Origin of the sequence: Acinetobacter sp. CIP 101934 (assembly GCF_000369585.1) — a bacterium.
Classification (GTDB): Bacteria; Pseudomonadota; Gammaproteobacteria; order Pseudomonadales; family Moraxellaceae; genus Acinetobacter; species Acinetobacter schindleri.
On sequence record NZ_KB850094.1, the window covers coordinates 2,972,413 to 2,995,546 of the forward strand.

At 45.8% G+C, this 23,134-nt stretch carries 21 protein-coding genes; 11 read left to right on the forward strand and 10 right to left on the reverse strand.

Going from position 1 to position 23,134, the window contains the following annotated elements:
- Position 1: 1 nt before the first annotated feature.
- Complete coding sequence (gene gluQRS, locus F899_RS14480; RefSeq protein ID WP_005223508.1) at positions 2–949, forward strand: tRNA glutamyl-Q(34) synthetase GluQRS; 948 nt, start codon at positions 2–4, stop codon at positions 947–949.
- Positions 950–998: 49 nt separating this feature from the next.
- Positions 999–1,259 (forward strand): zinc ribbon domain-containing protein, encoded by a 261-nt coding sequence (locus F899_RS14485; RefSeq protein WP_004896373.1) that lies wholly within the window; start codon positions 999–1,001, stop codon positions 1,257–1,259.
- Here the strand turns inward: F899_RS14485 and ftsW are convergent.
- The 5 genes from ftsW to F899_RS14510 form a co-directional block, all read right to left on the reverse strand.
- Entirely contained in the window at positions 1,248–2,444 is a 1,197-nt protein-coding gene (gene ftsW / locus F899_RS14490; RefSeq protein ID WP_005223510.1) for a putative lipid II flippase FtsW, read from the reverse strand. The genes F899_RS14485 and ftsW overlap by 12 nt on opposite strands.
- A 20-nt stretch (positions 2,445–2,464) precedes the next feature.
- On the reverse strand, positions 2,465–3,811 hold the full coding sequence (gene murD, locus F899_RS14495; protein WP_005223511.1) for a UDP-N-acetylmuramoyl-L-alanine--D-glutamate ligase: 1,347 nt from the start codon (positions 3,809–3,811) through the stop codon (positions 2,465–2,467).
- 161 nt (positions 3,812–3,972) lie between these two features.
- Positions 3,973–4,224: a DUF6587 family protein gene (locus tag F899_RS14500; protein ID WP_005223512.1), complete on the reverse strand. Its 252-nt coding sequence runs from the start codon at positions 4,222–4,224 to the stop codon at positions 3,973–3,975.
- Between the two features lie 36 nt (positions 4,225–4,260).
- Positions 4,261–6,117, reverse strand: coding sequence for a ferrous iron transporter B (gene feoB / locus F899_RS14505; RefSeq protein WP_005223513.1), 1,857 nt, complete (start codon positions 6,115–6,117; stop codon positions 4,261–4,263).
- Positions 6,114–6,374, reverse strand: coding sequence for a FeoA family protein (locus F899_RS14510; protein WP_004810128.1), 261 nt, complete (start codon positions 6,372–6,374; stop codon positions 6,114–6,116). Before F899_RS14510 ends, feoB begins: the two co-directional genes overlap by 4 nt.
- A gap of 174 nt (positions 6,375–6,548) precedes the next feature.
- Between F899_RS14510 and xerD the strand changes: the two genes are divergently transcribed.
- The 4 genes from xerD to thrC all read left to right on the forward strand — a co-directional run bounded on the left by xerD (position 6,549) and on the right by thrC (position 11,007).
- Positions 6,549–7,466 (forward strand): site-specific tyrosine recombinase XerD, encoded by a 918-nt coding sequence (xerD, locus tag F899_RS14515; protein ID WP_004896382.1) that lies wholly within the window; start codon positions 6,549–6,551, stop codon positions 7,464–7,466.
- Positions 7,467–7,563: 97 nt separating this feature from the next.
- Entirely contained in the window at positions 7,564–8,379 is an 816-nt protein-coding gene (locus F899_RS14520; RefSeq protein ID WP_004896384.1) for a DsbC family protein, read from the forward strand.
- Between the two features lie 127 nt (positions 8,380–8,506).
- The gene (locus F899_RS14525; RefSeq protein ID WP_004810134.1) at positions 8,507–9,811 is read left to right on the forward strand and encodes a homoserine dehydrogenase; all 1,305 of its coding nucleotides are present in this window, start codon (positions 8,507–8,509) and stop codon (positions 9,809–9,811) included.
- Positions 9,812–9,867: 56 nt separating this feature from the next.
- On the forward strand, positions 9,868–11,007 hold the full coding sequence (gene thrC, locus F899_RS14530) for a threonine synthase (RefSeq protein ID WP_004896386.1): 1,140 nt from the start codon (positions 9,868–9,870) through the stop codon (positions 11,005–11,007).
- Positions 11,008–11,071: 64 nt separating this feature from the next.
- On the opposite strand, the gene F899_RS14535 is transcribed toward thrC, so the two are convergent.
- Positions 11,072–12,127: a serine hydrolase gene (locus F899_RS14535; RefSeq protein ID WP_026056747.1), complete on the reverse strand. Its 1,056-nt coding sequence runs from the start codon at positions 12,125–12,127 to the stop codon at positions 11,072–11,074.
- A gap of 223 nt (positions 12,128–12,350) precedes the next feature.
- On the opposite strand from F899_RS14535, the gene F899_RS14540 reads away from it, so the two are divergent.
- From F899_RS14540 to F899_RS14550, 3 genes are read left to right on the forward strand one after another with little or no spacing between them, the layout of a single operon-like run.
- A complete protein-coding gene (locus F899_RS14540) occupies positions 12,351–12,986 on the forward strand; it encodes a response regulator transcription factor GacA (protein ID WP_004810139.1) in 636 nt (211 codons plus the stop codon).
- Positions 12,987–13,035: 49 nt separating this feature from the next.
- Positions 13,036–14,601 carry a two-component system sensor histidine kinase NtrB gene (locus tag F899_RS14545; RefSeq protein WP_004896392.1) on the forward strand — a complete coding sequence of 522 codons (1,566 nt, stop codon included), beginning with the start codon at positions 13,036–13,038 and terminating at the stop codon, positions 14,599–14,601.
- Between the two features lie 24 nt (positions 14,602–14,625).
- A complete protein-coding gene (locus tag F899_RS14550; RefSeq protein ID WP_004810143.1) occupies positions 14,626–16,044 on the forward strand; it encodes a sigma-54-dependent transcriptional regulator in 1,419 nt (472 codons plus the stop codon).
- A gap of 26 nt (positions 16,045–16,070) precedes the next feature.
- Here the strand turns inward: F899_RS14550 and F899_RS14555 are convergent, their stop codons facing one another.
- The 4 genes from F899_RS14555 to lptF form a co-directional block, all read right to left on the reverse strand.
- Entirely contained in the window at positions 16,071–17,243 is a 1,173-nt protein-coding gene (locus F899_RS14555; protein ID WP_005223514.1) for a S41 family peptidase, read from the reverse strand.
- A gap of 20 nt (positions 17,244–17,263) precedes the next feature.
- Positions 17,264–18,814 (reverse strand): 2,3-bisphosphoglycerate-independent phosphoglycerate mutase, encoded by a 1,551-nt coding sequence (gpmI, locus tag F899_RS14560; protein ID WP_034434140.1) that lies wholly within the window; start codon positions 18,812–18,814, stop codon positions 17,264–17,266.
- Between the two features lie 124 nt (positions 18,815–18,938).
- Positions 18,939–20,009 (reverse strand): LPS export ABC transporter permease LptG, encoded by a 1,071-nt coding sequence (gene lptG, locus F899_RS14565; protein ID WP_005223516.1) that lies wholly within the window; start codon positions 20,007–20,009, stop codon positions 18,939–18,941.
- 2 nt (positions 20,010–20,011) lie between these two features.
- Positions 20,012–21,112, reverse strand: a complete 1,101-nt coding sequence (gene lptF, locus F899_RS14570; RefSeq protein ID WP_005223518.1) for an LPS export ABC transporter permease LptF — start codon at positions 21,110–21,112, stop codon at positions 20,012–20,014.
- A 162-nt stretch (positions 21,113–21,274) separates the two neighbouring features.
- Between lptF and F899_RS14575 the strand changes: the two genes are divergently transcribed.
- Entirely contained in the window at positions 21,275–22,723 is a 1,449-nt protein-coding gene (locus F899_RS14575; RefSeq protein ID WP_005223520.1) for a leucyl aminopeptidase, read from the forward strand.
- A complete protein-coding gene (locus F899_RS14580) occupies positions 22,716–23,123 on the forward strand; it encodes a DNA polymerase III subunit chi (protein ID WP_005223527.1) in 408 nt (135 codons plus the stop codon). The genes F899_RS14575 and F899_RS14580 overlap by 8 nt, the downstream gene beginning before the upstream one ends.
- Positions 23,124–23,134: the final 11 nt, after the last annotated feature.

A 23,134-nucleotide genomic window follows, 5' to 3' on the forward strand; every position in this document is an offset into this window, starting at 1 on the left:
CGTGACTGTTGAGAATTCCTCAGCCGAGCACAGCTCCCTTGCGGAGCATGCTCCTCATGCGCAGCGGCGAAACGATGTTTCGCTAACTCGCTACTCAGGTCGGTTCGCGCCATCGCCAACCGGCCCTTTACATTTTGGTTCCCTCATTACTGCAGTCGCCAGCTACTGCGATGCCCGTGCCCATCAGGGTCAATGGCTGGTTCGTATTGAAGATACCGACATTCCCCGCATTTATCCCGGTAGTGAAGATCATATTCTTCGTGCCATGGATGTCTTTGGTTTCGATCCCGATGCCGCAATCATTTTTCAAAAAGACCGCCTAGACATTTATGATGCTGTGATTGAACAGCTACGTCAGCAGGGTCTGGTCTATGCCTGTCAATGTACGCGCAAGATGCTCGGTTCCAATCATATCTATCAGGATACCTGCCGTGATTTAGGCTTAGCTTTCGAACATCAGGCCATTCGCTTAAAAGTTGAAGATGTCGAAATCTGTTTTGATGATCCGTTGCAAGGTCATCATTGCTCTAATCTTAAGCATGATCTGGGAGATTTTGTCCTGAAGCGCCGTGATAGCATCATTAACTATCAGCTGGCAGTCGTGGTGGATGATTACCTGCAAGGCATAACTCATGTGGTACGTGGCGCGGACCTGCTGGATAATACCGAACGTCAGATTTATCTAGGCCAATTGCTCGGCTACCCTCGTCTGCAGTATATGCACCTGCCACTCGCAATGAATGATCAGGGTCAGAAACTCTCTAAACAGAATCTGGCGCAAGCACTGGATTTAACTCAGGCGCCGCAATTATTAAAACAGGTACTTAAAGCTTTGCACCAGGCTGAAGTTGAACTGGATACTCCGGAAAAAATGCTGAAACAGGCAGTGGCACAATGGAAAATCGAACGGATTCCACACACAACTGAGCTACAAGGCTACTATTTATAAAGGGCTGTTTTGGCTTAAGCTAAAGAAAAATTCAGGTGGAAGTCAGTCTATGTTTTTTATTTTTGGTGTTGGACCGAAAACCAAAGTCATTGAGAAAAGTCAGTTCTTATGTCCAGTGTGCCGAACCCGAGCCGGTTACGAATTGAGACAGCAGCGTAATTATTTTTCCTTATTCTTTATTCCCTTGATTCCCCTGTCGAAAGCCAAGGATGCTTTTGTGCGCTGTAATCACTGCGGTACGGTCATGCCAAGCACAGTTCTCGACCATGCCCAGCCTGACTCGAATCGTCAGTCTAATCTAGAAGCTTGATTCCTCACGGCTTGGATTACTTTCACGAGTTGTGGCATCAATCTTGAGAATCAGGCTGATCATCATGGCACACATAATCAGCGAAGAACCACCATAACTGATAAATGGCAGGGTCAAACCCTTGGTTGGCAGCATGCCCATGTTCATGCCTGCATTCACCAAAACCTGTAACAGGAAAATAATACTAATGCCATATGCCAGATAACCAGCACGCAGGTAATGGTTTTTCAGGGCTCGATGACCAATGCGAATACAGCAGACAATCATGCTGAAAGACAGAATCAGAACGATCGCAATGCCCAGAAAACCGAATTCCTCACCCAGAATTGCCAGCATAAAATCGGTATGCGCTTCAGGTAGGTAAGACATTTTCTGAATACTGTGTCCCAGACCGACACCCGTCCATTCTCCACGACCAAAAGCCATGAGCGCATTGGATAGCTGATAACCCGTACCCAGCGGATCTTCCCAAGGATTCGAGAAAGACAGGAAACGCTGCAGACGATATGGCTCAAAAGCAATTGCAGCGATCAACGCACCAATAATGACGCCGAAAGCCAGACCAAACTGGTTCCATGGCGCACCCGCCAGGAAGAACACTCCAAGCATGGTTAGCGTGATGACTACAGTTGCCCCCAAGTCCGGCTCAAGCATGACCAACAGGATGGTTGCCCCCATGATGATACTTAAGCGTCCCAAACCGGAAATCTTGTTACGTACCTCTTCAGCACGACGTACTACGTAGTCTGCGGTGAAGATTGCCATCATTACCTTCGCTACTTCTGAAGCTTGCAAGGTAAAGCCAGCAAGACGAATCCAGCGCTTGGAACCATTGACTTCAGTACCGACCAGCAATACTGCCAATAGCAGCAGAATGGTCACAAACCATAAGAAGAAAGTACTGTTAAACCAGCGATTTAAAGGAATCTTATAAGTAGCATAGGCGACTGCTGCCCCAGCCCCGATCGAGATGGCATGACGGGTAATATAGTGAAAGGCATTGCCATTAATTCGTTCTGCATACGGCATCGAAGCCGATGCCACCATGATTGAACCAATACACAGCAAAGCCAATACACAGAAAATCAGCACATTACGTGGATTAACTTCAGCGGGTAACTTGGGTACCCACTGCTCGTAGATTTGAGTAATTTTATTGATCGCAGTCTGAGCAAACTCAGCCATATCACGAATCCTTGTTGTTCTTAATTAAGTGCGTTGACATACGCAACGAACTGACGACCACGCTCAGGATAGCCTGAGAACATATCAAAACTTGCACATGCCGGAGACAATAACACGACATCATGTGGCTGGGTATTGCTCTGACAGATTTCTACTGCTTCCTGCAGGCTTTCCGCATGCACAAGTGTCGTGGTTCCTTCAATTGCTGCCTCAATGATTGAACGATCTACACCAATCAACACTGCTACCTTCGCATATTTAGACAGTGAATTACGTAAAGCAGAGAAGTCCTGGCCTTTACCCTCGCCACCGAGAATGATTGCCACTTTCCCACCTTGTGCTTCGATCGCCGCACCTAGACCGTCTAAAGCGGCCAGAGTCGCACCGATGTTGGTACCTTTAGAATCGTTATAATAACGCACGCCATTAAATTCTTTGACAAATTCACAGCGATGCTCCAGCCCTTTGAAGGTTTTGAGTGTTTCCAGCATGCTATCTATTGGCAAGCCAATTGCTTCACCTAAAGCCAAACAGGCCAAAGCATTCGCGACATTGTGCGTGCCTTGAATATACATCTCAGAACTTTTCAGCAAGCGCTCACGACCACGCGCTAACCAGATCGTGCCATCCGTGTCACGTAACACGCCGTACTGATTTATATCAGGTGCATTTAAACCAAAGCTTTGCATTGGCGTTATATCTGGAACCAGTGGACGAGTCAGTGAATCATCGCGGTTATACACCACTTTTTTGACACCCTGGAAAATACGGTGTTTTGCTGTGTGGTAGCCCATCATGTCACCGTGACGATCCAGATGGTCTTCACTCATATTTAGCACGACTGCCACTTCAGCATTCAGATTCGACGTGGTTTCCAGCTGAAAACTTGAAAGCTCTAAAATATAAAGTTCAGGATTATCTTTGGTCAGATCCAGCGCAGGACGGCCAAGGTTGCCACCAACGGCCACTTTCTTACCTGCATCTGCGGCCATCAGGCCAATTAATGTGGTGACGGTACTTTTGGCATTTGAACCGGTAATCGCAACAATGGGTTTATCGGTAGAACGGCGCAGAATCTGGATTTCGCTCACCACCGGAATACCTTTGGCAATCGCTGCCTGAATTTCAGGAAGTTTCGGATCAAGCCCCGGACTGATGACGATTTCTTCTGCTGAGAGTAATAATTCCTGGTCAAATTTACCAAAGCTGGTTTGTACTTCGGCAGGAATCTGGTCATGCCCCGGTGGATTTGCCCTGGAGTCTGTTACTGCAACGCGGTAGCCCTTGTCATGTAAGAAATTGACTGCTGCAACACCTGAAATTCCAAGTCCTGCAACGACCTTAAGTCCACCACGTTGTATTAACATTTTTGCCTCATGTTCTGGTCTAATTTGAAACTTTTGAAATGTTAGCACTTTGCCGTTTTGAATGCTTTTTCTGTTTCATCTTTCTGCAGATTTTTTTGTATATTGCATAAAAAAGCCATCATAAAAATGATGGCTTTTTCACTTTTAATTTTGCTGGAAAATTATTTCCACTTCACTGCTTGCTGAGCAGGCTTTTTCTCTGCTGGCTGCTCGGATGCCGGACAGGCACAATTGCCTCCACAACCGCTGGCCATCGCAGGTTTTAACCATTTCGCCAGCTTATGCCAGCCTTGGGCTTCGCAAGCATTGGATAGCTTCAGGAAGACCGAGCGTGAAGTATCCGGAAGTACCTTCTTAAATACCACCACTGCACTCCAAAGCACCAGTGCCGTCACAATCAGAATTTCAATCATCTCAATCTCCCCTTCACTGTGCTGTTTCAGTCAGTATTAACCGAAATAGTGTGAAGCAATCTGATAAGTCAGGAATGACATGATATATGCCAGACCAAACAGATAAACTGTCATAAAGCCCACAGTTTTCCATGAACCTGTTTCACGTTTTACCGTTGCCAGAGTTGCCAGGCAGTGTGGTGCATAGATAAACCAAACTAGTAACGATAAACCGGTTGCCAATGTCCAGCCTAAGTCACCGCCACCGCTAATCAAAGCTGCAAGCCCTTCAGACATCGCATCTTCATCAACTGCTGACAAGGCATAAACTGTACCCAGTGCGGCCACAACCACTTCACGAGCTGCCATTGCCGGAATCAGTGCAATACAGATCTGCCAGTTAAAGCCCAACGGTGCAAAGATCGGCTGGATAAAATGACCAATCATCCCGGCAAAGGAATAATCAATATCTGGCAACGTGGCACCTTCAGGCGGTTGCGGGAAGGTACACAGGAACCACAGCAGAATCGACAATGCGAAGATGATGCCACCAACACGCTTCAAGAAGATCTTGCCGCGATCCAGCAAACCAATCCAGACGTTCTTGATATCTGGAAAACGATAACTTGGTAGTTCCATTAGCAGCATATGCTCTGATTTGTCTTTGCTGAAAAACTTCAACACAAACGAAACAATCAGTGCACTTAGAATGCCTGCCATATATAGAGCAAACAGCACCAGGCCTTGCAGGTTAAAAATACCCCAGACCGACTGTGATGGAATGAATGCAGCAATCAGCAATGCATATACCGGCAGACGAGCTGAACAGGTCATCAAGGGTGCTACAAAAATTGTGGTCAAACGGTCACGTGGATCACTAATGGTACGTGACGCCATGATGCCCGGAATTGCACAGGCAAAGCTCGACAACAATGGAATGAAGGCACGACCAGAAAGACCGGCTTTGTACATCAATTTATCTAGCAGGAATGCGGCACGTGGCAGATAACCGGATTCTTCCAGTACCAAGATAAAGAAGAACAGGATCAGAATCTGTGGCAGGAACACTACAACGCCGCCGGCACCGGCAATAATCCCATCTACGAGCAGACTATTCAGCAAAGGATGGGCAATGTTGTCTCCCACTACCTCACCAAGCCAGCCGAAGAAGGTTTCAATCCCATCCATGAAGGGTGCCGCCCAGGCAAATACCGCCTGGAAGATCACGAACATCATCACCGCCAGGCTAAGCAGACCGAGTACCGGATGCAGGAAAATTTTATCCAGAAAATCGGTGCGCTTGTCTTCCTGATCCACAAAGTTCACCACATCTTTCAGGATACTTTCAACTTTGTGATGACCGTCACCGCTTAAGCCGGTCATTTCAGTCTCTGGAACAGCATATTTTCCCTGATCCAGTGCATTCATCAGGTTTTCAACACCGGACTTGCGCACTGCAACCGTTTCAACGACGGGTACACCTAAACGCTCGGACAATTTCTGGGTATTGATCTGCATCCCACGACGGCGTGCTTCATCCATCATGTTCAGAACGAGTAACACCGGACGGCCGAGCTGGATCATTTCCAGAACCAGACCGAGATGCAGTTTCAGATTGGTGGCATCGACCACACACAGGAATGCATCCTGCTGTTCTTCATCTGCAATTTTGCCCTGTACAACATCACGGGTAATCGCTTCATCCGGACTGGTAGCATCCAGACTATAAGTCCCCGGCAGATCCAGTACACGCACAGCCTTGCCCGATGGCAAAGTAAAGTGACCTACTTTACGTTCTACTGTCACTCCGGCATAGTTGCCGACTTTTTGACGTGTACCTGTTAAATGGTTGAATAATGAGGTTTTACCACAGTTAGGGTTACCGACAAGGGCAATACGTAAGGCATCACTCATGCCGACACTCCAGCTTCAATTTCAATTTTGGCTGCCTCTGACTTACGCAGGGCAAAACGGGTAAAACCGACCTGAATTAAAATCGGATCCCCACCAAAAATACCTTTGGTAATGACCTGCACTTCTGTGCCAGGCACAAAACCCAACGTTTCCAGGCGACTCGCCACGACATCGTGTTGAGCGCCCTCGCCATCAGTAGTTCGATTAACCTTTCGAATGATAGCTGTTTGCTTCACTTTCAAATCCGACAAACGCACCGCGAAAATTCCTAAACTATTTTGTACAGTATACAAACAAATGAGAATAATTAACAAATAAGATTAATTACAAACCGATTTAGCTTATATCACATCGACACTGTAATAAAATTAAACTACATTGGAGAATATCAATACTCATTATCGCTTTTTTAGATCAGATTCTTTCATCCTATGTTGAATAAAAAACCCCGTATTCCCGCTCCTGTCCAGATTCCGGAAAATGCCCAGTTTCTGCACGGTTATCGTGACTATCTGATTGCACAAACCGTAAGTCCTCATACGCGGAATGCCTATTTATCTGATTTAATTCAATGCAATAGTTGCCTAACTAAAGCCTTACCAGAATGGAATCATGATGATGTCTCGGATGTATTGATTGAGCTGACCAAACAGCAAAAAAGTCCACGTTCAATTGCACGCTGTTTGTCCGCCCTGCGCTCATTTTATAAATTCTTGCGTGAACAAAAGCTGAGAAATGACAATCCGGTTGCTGCACACAAGACACCAAAACTGGGACGTGCCCTGCCCAAAGATCTTTCTGAAGCCGATGTTGAAGCACTAATCAATGCACCGGATATCAATACTGCCTTGGGTTTACGTGACCGGGCGATGCTGGAAGTGCTCTATGCCTGTGGATTACGTGTGACAGAACTACTCAACCTGCGACTGGAACTGATTAACCTAAAACAAGGCTATCTGCGTATCGTAGGTAAAGGCAACAAAGAACGATTAGTACCCATGGGGCAGGTCGCCTGCGAATGGATCGAGAAATATCTGAATGAAGCACGTCCGCAATTGTACAAGACAGCAACCGACTATCTGTTCCTGACCCAGCATGGTGGCATCATGAGCCGACAGAATTTCTGGTATGCGATCAAGCGTTATGCACTACAGGCCGGTGTCCAGGCAGAGCTTTCCCCCCATACCTTGCGTCATGCCTTTGCCACCCACCTGTTGAATCATGGTGCAGATCTACGTGTCGTGCAGATGCTGTTGGGACATAGTGACCTGTCGACCACCCAAATTTATACCCACGTGGCACAAGTGCGTATGCAACAGCTGCATGCGTCACATCATCCACGGGCCTGAACCTGAACTGACAACGTGTACAGAGAAGTTCAACCTGCAAACTATTTTTTTGTTATGCTAGGCATCTATTTTTATCTAAGAACAAAAAGGGTTATCCATGACATTTGCCCGCTCCAGTCTGTTTATCGCATGTATGCTTGCTGCAGGTTTCAGTCTTACTGCTTGCTCCAACTCTAATCAAAACGATAAAAAGTCAGATACTTTAACTGCAAGTGCACCAGCGACGGGTGAAGCATCTACCGTATCAGAACGTAATGCTCAGCAACGCCTGATCTCAACCCTGGAAGGTCACTTCAAAAAGGCTGGTATTAAGGCAAAAATCACTGGCGTTAAAACCACTGAAGTACCCAATCTGTTCTGGGTCAGCTTGGAAGGCATGTCGTCTGTCTATGCGACCAGTGATGGTAAATATATCATTCAGGGTGATGTGATCCGCCTGGGTGACAAACAGCTGTATAATGTCAGCGAAACCCTGCAATCCGATGTAAACAAGAAAATCTTTGCAGCACTAAAAGCCGAAGACCTGTTGATTTACCCTGCCAAAGGCAACAAAGCCAAGCATATTATCTATGTCTTTACCGATGTTAGCTGCCCGTACTGCCATAAATTCCACGAACAGATGGATGAGATGAACAATAAAGGCATTGAGGTACGTTATATCGCATGGCCACGTGGTGAGCAGCATATGCCAGCCATGGAAGCAATCTGGTGTAGTGCCGACCGTCGTGCTGCCTTTGATACCGCTATTGCCGGTGGATCAATTACACCAGCAACCTGTCAAAATCCTGTGAAAGATCAATATCAAATGGGTCTGAATATCGGTGTGAACGGTACCCCGGGTGTCTATAGTTCAGAGGGTGTTTACCTGGGCGGATACATGTCGACCGCTGAACTTTTGGACCGTCTTAAATAACTCATTTTAATAAGTTATTTTACTTTATGTTATACATAAAGATATTCTGAGATCACCCTAGAGTCAGCGCGTTTTTTTAGCTATGATTTAGGCTCTCGTAAAAAACTGTTTATATTTGGAGTGTGACGTGAAACCAGTTCGTCTGGCAATCCTCGGTCTTGGTACTGTGGGTGGTGGTGCCCTTAAACTATTAAAACAAAATGCTGCTGAGATTAAACGTCGCACCGGTCGTGAAATTCAAATTACTTATGTGGGTACCCGTCGTCCGCGTCCTGACCTGGAACTTGATGACAGCATCAAGCAAAGTGCTGACCTGCTAGAGATCGTACGTCAGCCAGATGTTGATGTTGTGGTTGAAGTGATGGGTGGTATTCATCCTGCCTATGAAGTCATTAAAGAAGCCATCCTGCATGGCAAACAGGTTGTGACTGCGAACAAGGCTTTGCTCGCTGAACACGGTAATGAACTGTTCAAACTTGCTGATGACAACGCTGTGCAAATTGCTTACGAGGCAGCGGTGGCAGGTGGTATCCCGATTATTAAAGTCATGCGTGAAGGCTTGGCTGCCAACAAAATTGATTGGCTGGCGGGCATCATTAACGGTACAGGTAACTTCATCCTGACTGAAATGCGTGACAAAGGCCGTGCCTTTGAAGATGTACTGAAAGAAGCACAAGAACTGGGTTATGCTGAAGCAGATCCAACTTTTGACGTTGAAGGTATCGATGCCGCACATAAACTAACGCTACTTGCATCGATTGCATTTGGTATTCCGCTTCAATTTGACAAAGTCTTTACCGAAGGCATCAGCAAAATCACGGCACAAGATGTAAAATATGCTGAAGACTTAGGTTTCCGTATTAAACACCTTGGTATTGCTCGTCGTACAGAAACAGGGATTGAACTTCGTGTTCACCCGACCCTGATTCCTGAGGAGCAACTGATTGCCAATGTAAATGGCGTGAAAAATGCAGTCTTGGTACAAGCCAATGCCGTTGGTCCTACACTGTACTATGGTGCCGGCGCTGGTGCTGGTCCTACAGCATCTGCTGTAGTTGCTGACGTGGTAGATATCGTGCGTGACATCTCTTACACTGAAGATGGCGCAGGTACCATTCCACAACTGGCTTTTGAAAGCTTAAGCGACTTGCCAATTCTTCCTCGTGAAGAAATGACCACAGGCTACTACATCCGTATTAACGCTGAAGATCAAACCGGCGTTCTTGCAGAAGTGACCTCTATTCTGAGCCGTAACGGCATTAGTATCGATGCCATCATGCAGCAGTCTCGCTTAAAAGACCTTATTCCTATCGTGATCCTGACTGATCCAGTTAAGGAAGCGAAAATGGATGAAGCGTTAAAGCAAATTCAAGCTCTTCCTGTCATTCATGGCGAAATTGTGCGAATTCGTTTAGAATCGCTTGATAATTAATCGGGTTGAGGGGTTTACGCTCCTCACCAAGCTCTACACACAATTGGAACATCATCATGTCGAATGCCAATCGTTATACTGGTTTAGTTGACCGCTATCGCGACCGTTTACCAGTGTCTGCAACTACCCCTGCTGTTTCTCTAGGCGAAGGTAATACACCACTGATTAAGCTTGCGAATATTCCGCGCATTATTGGCAAAAATGTTGAAATTTATGTGAAGTACGAGGGCTTAAACCCGACTGGTTCATTTAAAGACCGTGGTATGACCATGGCGGTGACCAAAGCCGCTGAAGAAGGCTCAAAAGCCATTATCTGTGCCTCTACAGGTAACACCTCTGCTGCTGCGGCTGCCTATGCTGCACGTGCAGGCATGAAAGCATTTGTGTTAATTCCTGAAGGCAAAATTGCCATGGGTAAAATGGCACAAGCGATGATGTATGGCGCAATCACCATGCAAATCCGCGGTAACTTCGATGACGGTATGCGTCTGGTGAAAGAAATCGCGGATAAAGCTCCGGTGACGATCGTGAACTCAATCAATCCATACCGTTTGCAAGGTCAAAAAACCATTGCTTACGAAATCGTAGATGAGCTGGGCCGTGCGCCTGACTACCACTGCCTACCTGTCGGTAATGCAGGTAACATCACTGCACACTGGATGGGTTATACCGAAGCCGTTGCCAACCAACCTGCTGATGAGTTTGAGCAAGTGGTTTATGACCCTGCAACTGATGCGTTCACTGGTCCTAAACCTGAAGGCCTTCCGACAATGGTCGGTTACCAGGCGGCTGGTGCTGCACCGTTCCTACGTGGTGCGCCAGTAGAAAACCCTGAAACTGTGGCAACTGCAATCCGTATTGGTAATCCACAAAGCTGGAACCATGCCAAAGCTGTGGTTCGTGATTCTCAAGGTTGGTTCGACGAACTGACTGATGCTGAAATTCTTGAAGCACAACGTCTACTTTCCATGTACGAAGGTGTATTCGTAGAACCTGCTTCTGCAGCGTCTATCGGCGGTGCAATTCGTGACATTAAAGCTGGCAAGATTGCTGAAGGCTCAGTAATTGTTTGTACTGTGACAGGTAACGGTCTGAAAGATCCCGATACTGCAATCAAACAATGTTCTGATGCAGTAATGCTATCGATCGATGCAACATTGGATCAAGTACGCGATTCTATTCTGTCTAATATGTAAGAGACAGAATCAAAAAGCCCTGCATCTGCAGGGCTTTTTTATGACTTAAATATTTTATAAAAGCTTAAACACGCTGTTTCGGCAAACTAGACACCCAAGTCATGAGACGTGTTGCATCATTGGTACGTGCAGCAGATGAATCTGCTCCAAGCAACACTACGACTACTGGACGGTTATTTAAGGTGGTATGCATCACTACACAACGTCCAGCTTCATTGATGAAACCGGTTTTAGAAATATTAATGTTCCAGCCACCATTACGTACCAGCGCATTGGTGTTATTCGATTTCAACACACGGTAACCCAAGTTAAAGTCATAACTTGCTGTGGTTGAGAACTGTCGGATCAAGCCGTATTGCGAAGCGGTGTTTACCAGAATCCCCAAGTCTCTTGCAGATGACTTATTGCCCGGATGCAATCCGGTAGATTCCAGAAATTTACTTGAATTCATACCCAATGCTTTGGCTTTACTATTCATGGCAGAAATAAAAGCACTACGACCACCTGGATAGGTACGTGCCAACGCTGCTGCAGCCGGGTTTTCAGATTTCATCAGTGCAAACAATAAAGCTTCAGCACGATTCATCGTGTCTCCGACACGTAACGTCGAGCTTGAACTCTTACAACCTGAACATGAAAAATCACCCTGTTGTAGTGTGATTTTTTCATTCATGTTTAAACGTGCATCAGAGATCACCACTGCTGTCATCAGCTTGGTAATCGATGCAATCGGCACTGCTGTATTACTGTTCTTGCTATACAGCACTTCACCGGTCTGCGCGTCCATTACCAGCGCTGAACGCGCATTGACAGATGGCTGCGTGCCATAGGTCTTGGTATCCAGAATCTGTACAGTTTTGGCAGGTTCTTGTACTGCTTGACCATTCTGACTACGGATGGTCGTGGTGACTGTCGTAGAGCCAAGCGGAGAAGGCTCATCATCGGCATCCGATCCATCACTCAAGAACTGGTTGGCCTGTTCAGAAGACCAGCTCAGGCTAGACTGAGGGGCCGCTGCTGACGAATTCATGATAATTTCAGCAAAACTCGTCGTCGTACTCATGCTGACTGCCAGCGACAGACCCAGTACATGCATCAAAGACTTATGTGTTTTCTTCACTATTCCTTCACCCAACTTACGAGGTAAGATTGATTTGCGTATTACCTCTAATATGGCTTACATTACATTTACCACAATGCAGAACAATTATTGATCTCTACACTGCGTGATACAGTTCAATATGACATGTCTGTAGGATTGCTAATTTTGTAGTTTCATTGCAAGCTTATTTTGCGTTGTGTAACAAAAAAAATGATTTTTTTTCATCTGAGGGAGAGTATACGTGATCACAGTTTTAGTTGTAGATGACCATGAATTGGTGCGTACTGGCATCTGTAGAATGCTTGAAGACCACACTGATGTTCAGGTCATTGGACAAGCTGAATCTGGTGAAGAAGCAATTACTCTGGTGCGTCAGCATCATCCGAATGTAGTGCTCCTGGATGTGAATATGCCGGGTATTGGTGGTGTTGAAACTACGCGTCGACTGTTACAAACAGCCCCTGATACTAAAGTTATCGCTGTCAGTGGTCTTGCCGAAGAACCTTATCCATCGCTGTTACTCAAAGCAGGTGCTAAAGGCTATATCACCAAAGGTGCACCTGTTACCGAGATGGTACGTGCTATTAATAAAGTCATGCAGGGCGGCAAATACTTTAGTGCAGATATTGCCGAGCAATTAGCGAGCTCTTATTTATCTGACACACAGCAATCCCCATTTGATTCCCTGTCCGAACGCGAAATGCAGGTTGCCATGATGGTCGTCAACTGCATTAGTGCCCAGGAAATTGCGGATAAACTTTTTGTTAGTGTTAAGACTGTAAATACCTATCGTTATCGTATTTTTGAAAAACTTAATATCGACAGCGATGTGAAACTGACCCATCTAGCAATGCGCTATGGTCTGATTAAACCTTAATATTTTATGCCCTCTATTTAAGAAAACTTAAAAAAACAAAAAAGGTTCTATGTCGCAGCGATCTTCTTATTCAGAGCTTAATCAATATCTGCTGGGCACTTGGTATGCGGCATACCGCCTGATCATCAGTACTGGTTTACTGCTGATTTTCGTGCTCACTTATCCTGAGCACACTAGCGATTTAGAATATCCCAAGCTGTATCATTATGTACTGAGTAGCTTCATTGCTATCGCCTTGATCCAGCTTTTTGTTCTGAAGTATTTTAAGAAATTTGTTCAGCAACAGCTGACCGGTATTTTTATTGTCGATGTCTGTGCACTCAGCCTGCTGACCTTGGCCACGAATGGCACCAATCTACAGCTCAGTATGCTATTCGTGATTACTATCTTTGCCGCTTCCATTTTACTGAATGCACAAAAAGCGCTGGTGATTACCTTGATTGCGGTCATCAGTGTGATTTACCAGCATTTCATCACCAGCCTGTTTACCCTTTCCTCTCTGGGTAATATCGGCAATAGCGCCATATTGGCTTTCATGTTTTTTGTGGTCTATGGCATCGGGCAAATTGCAGTCCGACGTTTCCAGATCTTGGAAAATGTCAATTTTTCCCAGTCCATGGAACTTTATCGTCTACAAAATATTAACCGTTATATTCTGGAACAGATTGAGACTGGTTATCTGGTTCTCGATGAAAACTGTCATGTGGTGCTGAGTAATCCTGCTGCCTGCCACTTGCTTGGCATCCAGCAAATGTATGCACATGACACGTTTCCATTGTACCAGTCACAACCAGATCTGTTTGAGTTGATCCGCTTTGAAGATCTGGAAAATGGCGAACGCTTTCAGTTTGAATCCCAGCAAAGCCGTTTCAATATTCATGTTCAAGTACAAAAACTGATTGTACCGCATCAAACTTTAATGTTGCTAGTGCTGCAAGATGCGCGAAAACTTAATCAACAAGTCCAGCAATTAAAACTGGCGGCACTCGGGCAACTTTCTGCCAGTATTGCTCATGAGATTCGTAATCCGCTTGCAGCGATTGTTCAAGCCAATGATCTGTTACCTGGTTGTGAACAGGACCAGCAGCAGGTGTTGCATGGCATGATCAGCAAGCAGGCAACACGAATCAACCGGATTATTGAAGACACGCTGAATATGGTGAAGAATAAAGAGACTCATCCAGTATCTATTCAGCTGAATGAATTTATTCCACAATGTATCCATGAGGATTTGGCTGATATTGCTGATCAGATTAAGCTGAATATTGATATGCGACTGGATATCCAGTTTGATGAAGCCCAGCTACGTCAAGTATTGGTCAATTTATTGCGTAATGCCGTGCGGCATAACGATCCAGCCGTAGGCTATGTAGAATTAAAAGTTCATCCTTATGAACATAAAGTCTGGATTGATGTACGGGATTTTGGTCAGGGTGTGGCGCCTGCCGATCAGAGTCTGCTGTTTAAACCATTTTTCAGCACTTCAATTAATGGTACAGGACTAGGGCTATATTTATCCCACAGTTTCTGTGAGGCCAATCAGGCCCAGCTGAATTATATACAACAAGAACAGGGTGCCTGCTTCCGGATTAGCTGCCAGCGCATCACTGTTTAATTTTTGAATTTAAGGGGAAAGAGTGTGGAACAACAACCACTGGTACTATTGGTCGATGATGAAGAAGATCTCTGTACGCTCATGCAGATGTCGCTCATGCGTATGGGAATTCGCACGCATATCGCCCATCGTCTGGAGGATGCTAAAAAACGCCTGGCAGATCATCAGTATGATGCCTGCCTTACGGACTTGAATCTGCCTGATGGTAATGGCTTGCAGCTACTAGAATTTATCAGTGAGCATCATCCTTCCCTACCGGTTGCTGTGTTAACTGCCTATGGCAATATGGATATTGCCATTGCTGCACTCAAGGCAGGTGCCTTTGACTTTGTCAGTAAGCCGATCAATCAGAAACATCTGGAGCAGTTACTGCAAAAGGCACTAAATAAGCCAGTAGATTACCAATCCAATCAGCAAGATACCCTAGAATATAAAATGCTGATTGGCCAGTCCAAGCCGATTCAGCAATTACGTACGACTTTGCATAAAATTGCCCGCTCTCAAGCCCCGGTATTTATTACCGGTGAATCTGGTACAGGTAAAGAAGTTGTAGCAAATCTGGTTCATCGCCTCAGTAACCGGAGTGAAGGACCCTTTATTGCCATTAACTGTGGCGCAATTCCAGCTGAACTGATGGAAAGTGAGCTATTCGGGCACAAGAAAGGCAGCTTTACTGGCGCCATGCAGGACAAACAGGGCCTGATCCAGTCTGCACATGGCGGCAGTTTATTTCTGGATGAAATTGCAGAACTTCCACTCAGTATGCAGGTCAAACTGCTACGTGCAGTACAGGAAAAACGGATTCGCCCTTTAGGTTCAGATATTGAAATTGATGTGGATTTTCGTGTCATCAGCGCCAGTCATCAGGACCTAGAAGCACAGGTACAGCAAGGTAAATTCCGTCAGGATTTATTCTTCCGCATTCATGTGATGGATCTGGTGTTGCCACCATTACGTGAGCGTGGTAATGACATTCTGCTGCTGGCTGAACACTTTATTCAGAAGATCTGTCAGGAATGGCAAATCCCTGTGAAACGCCTGACTGAACATAGCAAAGAGCAGTTACTGACTCAATACTATCCAGGAAATGTCCGAGAATTGCGCAATATCATCGAGCGAGCTATTACCCTCAGCGATGAAGACACAATTGATATCCAGCATTTGCAAACTGCACCTTTACGCCAGAGTTTTGTGACCTCCGAAATCACATCGAATATAGCATCCGAATCGAGTAACACTACTGACACTTTTATCGTACCGAAAAAACTGCCTGAAGAAGGTCTTGAACTGTATATGGAGAAAATCGAGAAAGAAATTTTGCTAAATGCATTGAATCTGACTCACTGGAACCGTACGCTTGCCGCAAAAAAGTTGGGCATGTCTTTCCGCTCGCTGCGTTATCGTCTGAAGAAATTTGGGCTCGATACCGATGAAGAAGAATGATTGATGAGGGGGCTATGCCCCCTTCATTATTTTTGTAAAAGCAATAATTCAGTGATGTGATCCAGATAACTTTCTTCCCTCATCTCAACGCCAAGCGGATAACTGAGGTGAGGCTGCACACCAAGACCCTCAATACGCTGACCACTGGGACTGAAATATTGCGATACCGTCATCTGTAACGCCGCCCCATTGCTAAGAGGAAACAGTTTCTGCACCACACCTTTACCATAGCTTTTTTCACCGACCACCCAGGCACGGTTATGCTCTTTCAAGGCAGCGGTAAAGACTTCGGCTGCAGAGGCTGAACGGTTATTAATCAAGATTCCAATTTTCAGATTCTGAAATTCAAATCCTGGTAAAGCCTGAAACTGCTGATCCCCTTCTGCCCGGCTTTTGGTTGAGACAATAATGCCCTGATTCAGGAATAGATCCGCAGACTCTACCGCTGCCGAAAGCAGGCCACCTGGATTATTACGTAGATCAAATAACACGGCTTTTAAACGTTGACTGGAATAGCTGTCAATAATTCGTTTAATTTCGTTGGCTGTGTCCTGCTGGAAGACCTTGACCTGCAAGACCAGCACCTGATTATTATGCAGGGTCGATTTAATCTCGGTATCTACTTTGATATTACGAACCAGCGTCACCGGCGTACTTTGCGCAGAAAGCTGAATGCTTAAAGTAGAGCCTATCGCGCCACTGAGCAAATCCCGAACCTGATCGCGCTTCAGCGTATTTAAGATCTGATCATCAATCTTGTAAACAGTCACGCCATTACGCAATCCCTGCTTGGCAGAGTCGGCATCCGGACTAAGTCCCTGCACCATCCACTGCTTCAATTGCGGATTAAACTGCAGGTCAAAATCGATACTGGCTAGATCGCCTTCGGTATATTGACGGAGCTGTTTGAAGTCTTCTGGAGAAAGATAACGGGAATAGCGGTCTAAACCACCGACCAGACCACGAATTGCCTGTTGGAATAATGCATCGTCATTTTTATCTTGAATATAATTATCTTTGACAATGCCATAAATCTGCACGAATTCCTGAATCGAAGAAACCGGAATTTCGCTATAGGTTTGCTGGTCCATGACCATATCATCGAGTACCGGACCCTGGGAACCAGCACTCCATGCCGAATGGCTCAAACACATCAGTAAGCTTGCGAGTACAACTGACTTCTGCTGTGATTTTGCCATTCTTTATCCTATTGATATTTTTATGAAGCGTTCAGCTCAATTAAGTTACGGCCCTGCATTTCTGCCGGCACTGGAAGTTGCATCAGACTTAACAATGTTGGCGCCACATCCGCCAGTACACCGCCTTCTGCAATCGTTGCCGAAGTTGGACCCACATAAATAAACGGAACCAGTTCAGTCGTATGTTGGGTATGTACCTGACCACTTTGATAGTCCTGCATCTGCTCAACATTACCATGGTCTGCAGTAATAATCATATGGCCTTTTTGCGCCATCACGGCTTCATAAACACGACCTAAACAAGTGTCTACTGCTTCCACTGCTTTGACTGCTGCATCAAATACGCCGGTATGACCGACCATATCGCCATTGGCATAGTTCACTACCAACAGGTCAAACTCACCTGAGTTGATCGCTGCGACCAGTTCATCGGTCACTTCGTATGCACTCATTTCCGGTTTGAGATCATAAGTTGCTACATTTGGAGATGGAATCAGGATACGTTTTTCACCTGGATATTCATCTTCACGACCACCGCTGAAGAAGAAAGTCACGTGTGCATATTTCTCAGTTTCTGCGATACGTAATTGGGTTTTGCCCAGGTCTGATAAATATTCGCCAATCGAGTTCACCAGCGCTTCTGGCATATATGCTACAGGCGCATCGATTGTTGCCTGATAACGGGTCAACATCACATATTTCGCCAGATGTGGCACAACTTTGCGTTCAAAACCAGTAAAATCTTTCTCAACAAAAGCACGGGTTAATTCACGCGCACGATCCGCACGGAAATTCATGAAGACTACGCTGTCGCCATCCTGAATCGCAGCTATATCACCGATACGGGTCGCTTTCACGAATTCATCGGATTCATCTGCTGCATATGCCTGTTCCAGGCCTTCTACTGCAGTGGCTGCCGTACGAACTGCTTCACCTTCAGTCAGCAAACGATACGCCTGTTCCACGCGATCCCAACGGTTGTCACGGTCCATGGCAAAGTAACGGCCAATCATGGTGGCAATACGGCCTTGACCTGGATATTGAGCAAAAACAGCGTCTAATTTTTCTAATGATGGTTGTGCACTTTTCGGCGGCGTATCACGGCCATCCAGGAAAGCATGTAGATAGACTTTGGCACCACGTTTTAATGCCAGCTCTGCCATCGCGACGATATGGTCTTCATGTGAGTGCACACCACCTTCAGATAACAGGCCCATAATGTGTACGGCACCATTTGATGCTTTGGCTTTTTCTACCGCATCAATCAGTACTTCATGCTCAAAGAACGCACCGGTACGGATGTCTTTGGTAATACGGGTAAAGTCCTGATATAACACACGGCCAGCACCCAGGTTCATATGGCCGACTTCAGAATTACCCATCTGACCATCAGGCAGACCGACATCTTCACCAGAACCAGAGATCAAACCATGCGGATGCTTTTCCTGCATAGCAGTTAAATGAGGTCGTTTAGCCGCTAAAAACGCATTGTCTTCGACCGCTTCGCGATGACCCACACCATCCATAATTACCAATACGTGAGGGATTTTGCCAGCAGTTGCATCCGTCATAATGAATACTCTTGTTCGTTTACGAATTAATCGTTCTATTTTAACTAATTTTGCAGTGAGAGGCCATGACCACACCATGGTTTAAGCCTCTCACTGCGATTGATTTCTGCTATTTTCTTGTGGCTTAGCGTGCCCGATGCAGTAGATAACCACCAATTGCAAACATGATGATAATTGGAATAAATACATACCATGCGGGCGACGGCGCATAGACCAAACTCGCATAACCCAAGAAGTCCTGCAGATAGAAGAAGCCTAAACCTGCAAATAATGCAATCACCAAGCGAAAGCCCATAGATTGTTGACGCAGCGGTCCAAAAATAAAGGAACAGGCAATCACCACCAGTGCAATCAGGGCAAATGGCGAGCCGACTTTCTGCCAGAAAGCCAGTTCATAGGTCTTTGGTACCTGGCTATATTCATGCATATAGCTCATGAAACTGACCAGTTGACTAGGCGATAGATCCTCTGGGTCAATGGTCACCATATGCACATACTTCGGTTGCAGCGCTAAGGCCAGCGGCTGTTCGGAATGTGTTATCAGCGTGGCATTACCATTCTGCAGAATATTCATTTCCTGCGTATTCTGTAGAGTCCACGCACCATCCTTGATAAAATCACCCTGCTCGGCTTTTAGCGTCCCGCGCAGACGATAATCTTCATCAAAGTCCAGCATCTGTACGTTTTTTAGCTCACCTTTGGCATTAGCATAGTCAATATAGATAAAACGCTGACCTTCACGGGTCCAGTAGCCTTTAACCTCACCAATTTTTACAGGCTTGTTGTAACTCTTCACTGCTTTGGCCTGCTCATTGGTATACGGAATTACCCATTCACTTAAAGCAAAAGATAAAATCACCAGGAGTAATGCCGAACGAATTACCCAGCCGACAATCCGCCACAGGCTGACCCCAACCGAACGCATCACAATCAACTCACTGTTAGAAGCGAGTGTACCTAAGCCGAGAACAGCACCAATCAGTGCAGAGATTGGTAGGATTTCATACAGATAATTTGGCGCGCCCCATAGCACATATTTCAGTGCCTGCCAGGCACCGTAGCCTTCTTTTAATGAACCCAGTTCACCCAAGTAAGTAAATAATACCTGTAGACCGGCCAATACGGCTGTTGCACCGAGCATAGCAAGTGCAGTGGTTCCGGTCACATGTTTTGCAACGATACGACGTGCCAGCATGATTAAGACCTCGCTCGTTGAATCTGTTTCTTGATTTTCGGCGCCAGCTTTTGCTTACGTGCAAATAGAGCTGCAGCAATACCATAGAAAATCAGGACCATTGGATAAGCCCAAATCCCCATTTCCTCTTTACTGACGCGCGTTTTTACTGCCATTAAAGCCACAATCAGGCTGGCAAAGATCAAGAGTGCTGGAAAGAGTTTAAGATAACGCCCCTGACGTGGACTCACTTCAGACAAGGCATTGGCCAGCATCAGCGCCGCAATAATCGCAAATGGTACAAATACTCGCCAACCGAGCTCACTGGCGACCACAGGATCATCGCGGTTTTCCCAGAGTTTCGAAGTCGGCAAGGCTTCAACTTCAGCACTTTCAAACTTGGCTTCTTTATCATTTTCCAGACGCAGACGATAAGTCTCGAATTCCGCTTGGGTATATTTCGGCATGCCGGCAAAAATTTCATAACGGCGACCATTGACCAGATCCACCACATTGGCGGTGTCCCCTGCCACTTCTACACGGGTCGCTTCTTGCGCCAGAATCATGACATCTGGTTTGCCTTCACGTTCTGCACGTTGATAGAAAAAGATATCTTTCAGGTTTTTACGGTCTTCCGACAAATCACCTGCATAAATGGTATAGGGTCCCGAGGAGATGAATTCCTTCGGCCGTACCAGATCGAAACCCGTCCGTACTGCCTGCTCATTGGTCAATGCTTCAAACTGACGAATACCCCACGGTGCCGCCCAGAGCATTAAAAATGCCTGAACGACTAGAAATACCAAGGTCATCGGAATGAGTAATCGTGCCAGCTGATTGCGACTGACCCCGCTACCGTTCATGACTGCCATTTCATGATCGACATAGAGCCGGCCAAATACCAGCATCAGACCAATAAAGAAACCTAAAGGTAAAATCAGGGTCAGGAATTCAGGCAAACGATAACCAATAATACTGAACAGAATGCCTGCATCCAGACGTCCTTGTGCTGCCACACCGAAGTACTTGATCAGTCGACCACCCATCATGATCAAGGTCAATAAGGCAATCACAACCAAGGATGTTGATACAACTTGCTTGACCAGATAACGCCGAATAATCAAATTAAATCTTCCAGAATACAGGGTAAAAACTTGTCATAGTTTACCCGAATGTTAAGCTTAAAAATATAAAACCGATACTTGAGTTGAACATTGAAACCCTGTTCAGGAAATTGTTTCAATGGTTTAATGGTTGCAAATTTTATAAGGCTTAAATAAACGCATATGAAACTGACAATTAATACGTCATTCCAAGAGAATGCATCCAGCCAATATCTGTTAATTCTTGTAGATTCTGAGCAACTTCAGCAGTCAGCTGCGACTTATCAGATTAACAAGTTCGAAGAAATCACCATAGCGACACAATATAAAGCAGGTCTAAATGAAACCCTGGCATTAGTTGGTAATGTTCCAGCAAGTACCAACGCCTGTCTGGTTGGCTTGGGCAAGACTGCTGAACTACAGCCGGGCAAACTGGCGAAAGTTGCGCAAACTATCGTAAAAGCAGCACAGAAAAAATTCCAGCAGATCAGCGTAGACATTTCTGCCCTGCCAGTCCAATTTCATAACATTTTTGCACTATTGCTGACCCAGGCTGCGTACGCTTTTGATGAATTCAAATCCAAGAAAAATGAATTTGTACTTGAGCAAATCAACCTGATTGCGACCGATAGTCCAGTAACTGCAGAACAGCTGCAATTGCTTCAGGCAGTGCAAACCGGCCAAAACTTAGCACGTGATTTAGGTAACCGTCCAGGCAATATTTGTTTCCCGGAATACCTGGCGGAACAGGCACTGGCTTTAGCAGCTGAATATCCAGAACTGCTTAAAGTGAATGTACTGGATGAACAGCAAATGGCTGATCTGGGAATGCACTCTTTCCTGGCAGTGAGCAAAGGTTCAGACCGTCCAGGACGTATCATTACCATCGAATATCATGCAGAACGTAGTGAAGCACCCGTCGTTTTAGTCGGTAAAGGGATTACCTTTGATACCGGCGGTATTTCCCTGAAACCAGGTGCTGGCATGGACGAAATGAAATACGACATGTGTGGTGCAGCTTCAGTGCTGGGTACCATGCGTGCATTATGCGAATCTGGTTTAGATATTCATGTTGTGGGTACCATTGCCGCTGCTGAAAACATGCCATCTGGCAAAGCAACCCGTCCAGGCGATATTGTCACCACGATGAGCGGTCAAACGGTTGAAATTCTGAATACTGATGCAGAAGGTCGTCTGGTACTCTGCGATACTTTAACTTACGTAAAACGCTTTAACCCTACTCTCGTGATTGATATTGCAACTTTGACCGGGGCCTGTGTGGTTGCACTAGGTTCAGTCCTGACTGGCATGTTCACGCCGGATGATGAACTGGCCGCTGAACTCGAAGCTGCTGGTCAAACTTCATTTGACCGGGTATGGCGTATGCCAGTATTGGATGACTATCAGGAGCAGCTGGATTCTCCATTTGCAGATATTGCCAACATTGGTGGTCCTAAAGCCGGCTCTGTGACTGCAGCCTGCTTCCTGCAGCGTTTTACCCGTGACTATCGCTGGGCACACCTGGATATCGCAGGTACAGCCTGGAATTCAGGCACCAATAAAGGTGCAACAGGTCGTCCAGTGCCATTATTAATGCAATTCCTGGCGAACCGTGTTCAAAAGAATGGCTAAAGTCAGCTTTTATTTATTTGAAAAAAGCCCTGAACGGCAGGTCGAAAGTACCTGCCGTTTATGCCGCAAGATTCTGCGTCAGCCGGAACGGATCTGGTTACTCTGTGGCGATGCTGACTTGCAGCAACAGCTGGATGAACATCTGTGGACGTTTGATCCTACCGCTTTCATCCCGCATGGTATTGACCAGCCACAGGCCAGTGTCTGTATCTCTGCAAGCTTGCCTGAGCAACAAGACTGGATTATCTTTAATTTTAATCCTGAAGCACTTGAACCTTACGCTAAATTTAGTCACATTATTGAGATTATTGAAAACAACGAAACGGCCAAGCAACTCGGCCGTGAAAAGTTTAAGCAATACCGTCGACTGGGTATTGAGCCGAAAACTTATAAACTGTAGCCTTACTTAAA